Below are 247 nucleotides of genomic sequence, written 5' to 3'. Positions count from 1 at the left end.
GTGGACTGGCCAGAAAGGGGGCAAACAGCGATATCACTGAGCTGAAAGGGCTTACTACTGCGCTATCTGTTGCACAAGGCGGTACCGGGGCAACGAAGGCAGAAGACGCTCGCACAAACCTCGGTTTAGGAACATCGGCTACGAAGGATGTTGGTCCCCAGCTCGGGAATGTCTTAGGCGTAGGGTATTTTGGCTTTGGAACACCGGTCATAAACGTGCTGGGAAACACTGAATCAGGGTTTTATGG

The 247-nt window shown here is 53.0% G+C and carries 1 pseudogene; it reads left to right on the top strand.

The annotated features are described in order from the left end of the window. A pseudogene (locus AC6EMZ_RS23485) lies at positions 1 to 247 on the top strand (hypothetical protein); the annotation flags it as partial.

The sequence above is a fragment of the Enterobacter sp. SCRI0065 genome, from assembly GCF_059766475.1.
Note: the sequence above shows the minus strand (reverse complement) of the source record. Positions and strands in the feature narration are given on the sequence as shown.